Here is a 1,992-nt window from a genome sequence, read left to right as displayed (position 1 = left end):
ATTGCATCCTGGGCGAAAATCCCTTCACGCTCATGATCGGCGTCGCGGAACGTTTGCTTGCCGACCTCCATCGAGCGCACCGCGTTGAATGCAGCGCGTATGTGACGGCGGTGAATCCGTTTAGCCGTGCCATCGACGCAGCGAAGAACGCAGACCGTCAAGCAACACTCGAAGACGAGATTCGACGCACTGGGTTTGACTACGTCAGGGGCGTCGGAAGGCATCCGTCGGGCACGTGGCCGGGCGAACCGAGCATTTTGATATTGGGAATGCCCATGGAAGATGCGAAGGTGCTCGGCGTGCGGCATGAGCAAAATGCGATCGTATGGTGTGGCTCGAACGCCGTGCCGCAATTGATCCTGCTACGCTGAGATGCGTGCCGCCTTCAAATCCTGCTGAGAAAACGGCATCGACGCAATGAGCCACCGCTGCAATATATATAGAATGGATAACTAAGCAAAATCCTTACCCTATTGCTACTCCGAGTCGTCACCCTCGCCTGGTCGACTCTTCCGATCGACACGCCGGCGTTCCGTCGTACACGCGACGTCGCACGCATTCTGCGCACCAGCGCCTCGCCACCACGTCCGCGGTCTCATTCCAGCGGTGGCCGAATGCGCACTCCCACGCAAGCGGCGTAGACGCATCGAGATAAGCCGCCGACAGCAAACGCCCTCCGCGTTCCTGGGCCAAAGCGTGAAGCCGCTCCGTCTGCAATTCGCGCCTCTGCGACGCACAATTCATGCAGCGCACGTTCTGCGCAGGACTTTGAGCGTCATCCCACGCATGTCCGCGCCCGCACTGCCAGCTTACGCCCGCATCCTCGAGTACCAACACACGATCCGCGCGATGGCGTGTCGCCTGCGCAATCAACGCGTCACGCTCGCGCTCGCGCTCGCGCGTAAATCCTGATTTGGGAGTGTTCATCAGTATCCATAGGTTGCGACTCGCGGTTCGAAAGGCGCTCAGTGACGCCCGCCGTTCGCTTCCGAATCCGAGCGCGACGTTGTTACCACAATGCCGTCCGGACCGAAATGCGCGTTGAACATCGCGTCACGATTCACGCCGTCCTCCAGCCAATGCCAACTCCACACGCGCTCCCGTTTCAATGGATATTCCGCAATGCTGGTCGGCTTTCCGAGCAACCGGCGGACTTCATCCTGCGTCATGCCCGGCCGAACCTTCGCAAGGTTCGCTGCCGTCAGCACCTGCGTGACGGACACAAAACGACCGTTCGCGTCGATATCGACAAAATACGTGGTCGTGCCCGCCGGACCACGCGGATATTCGAGGCGTTTGGAACCATCGGTGAAGGTTCGCGCCGTATCCGGTTCGCCCATCTGATCGCGGATCTGCGCCTCGGTCGTCACACCCGGCGTCAAGTCCTTCAGCAACAACACATCAGGTTTGACGGCATTGAAGATCGACTTGAGCTTGTTCATGGCGTCCGCGTTTTGCTGGTCATTGCAGCCGCTCAGGAACACAGCGGCGAACGTGGCCGCAAGCAGGATCTTTTTCATCCGGGCTCCGCTTCAGGGTTCAGGCGGCGCGCCGGCCGCTGCGCGACTTCTTGCTGACCACGATCAACCGCCCTTTTTCAGCGACGGCACCGGATCGACCGCCTGGCCCGACTTGCGCAGTTCGAAGTGCAGCAACGGCTTGTCGTTCTGACCGGTCCCCATCTCCGCAATGATGGTCCCCTGGCGCACCGTATCGCCTTCCTTCACCAGCAGCTTGCTGTTATGGGCGTATGCGCTGAGGTAATCGTTGCTGTGCTTGACGATGATCATCTGTCCATAAGCCCGCAAACCCGTGCCTGCGTAGACCACGCGCCCCGCCGCCGCGGCCCTCACCGGCTCGCCGACCGTTCCACCGATATCGATCCCTTTGCTGCCGCTCTCGCCGAACTTCGTAATGATGTTGCCCTGCGCCGGCCACGCAAGCCACGCGCCCTTCGCGACAACCGGAGGCGGTGGGGGTTCGGTGGTGCTG

4 protein-coding genes are annotated in these 1,992 nt (G+C 60.8%); 1 reads left to right on the top strand and 3 read right to left on the bottom strand.

All coding sequences use genetic code 11. The features are described 5' to 3' along the window. The coding region (locus WCA53_RS12585; RefSeq protein ID WP_423910195.1) for a DUF3293 domain-containing protein at positions 1–371 on the top strand (371 nt) is incomplete at its 5' end. Positions 372–489: 118 nt separating this feature from the next. Here WCA53_RS12585 and WCA53_RS12580 read toward each other — a convergent pair. The 3 genes from WCA53_RS12580 to WCA53_RS12570 all read right to left on the bottom strand — a co-directional run. Beyond that, on the bottom strand, positions 490–927 hold the full coding sequence (locus WCA53_RS12580) for a hypothetical protein (RefSeq protein WP_423910191.1): 438 nt from the start codon (positions 925–927) through the stop codon (positions 490–492). Between the two features lie 38 nt (positions 928–965). Continuing rightward, positions 966–1,520 carry an outer membrane protein assembly factor BamE domain-containing protein gene (gene bamE / locus WCA53_RS12575; RefSeq protein WP_423910188.1) on the bottom strand — a complete coding sequence of 185 codons (555 nt, stop codon included), beginning with the start codon at positions 1,518–1,520 and terminating at the stop codon, positions 966–968. 63 nt (positions 1,521–1,583) lie between these two features. Continuing rightward, positions 1,584–1,992 (bottom strand): murein hydrolase activator EnvC family protein (locus tag WCA53_RS12570; RefSeq protein ID WP_423910185.1); only part of this gene is annotated, 409 nt, incomplete at its 5' end.

This window comes from Caballeronia sp. (assembly GCF_049581465.1).
In the GTDB taxonomy this organism is placed as follows: Bacteria; Pseudomonadota; Gammaproteobacteria; order Burkholderiales; family Burkholderiaceae; genus Caballeronia.
This window is presented reverse-complemented; position numbering and strand designations above follow the sequence as displayed.

What these genes read in the sequence shown, in the direction of transcription:
- WCA53_RS12580 (WP_423910191.1), bottom strand. Translation starts at nt 927, where the DNA reads ATGAACACTCCCAAATCAGGATTTACGCGCGAGCGCGAGCGCGAGCGT.
- bamE (WP_423910188.1), bottom strand. Translation starts at nt 1,520, where the DNA reads ATGAAAAAGATCCTGCTTGCGGCCACGTTCGCCGCTGTGTTCCTGAGC.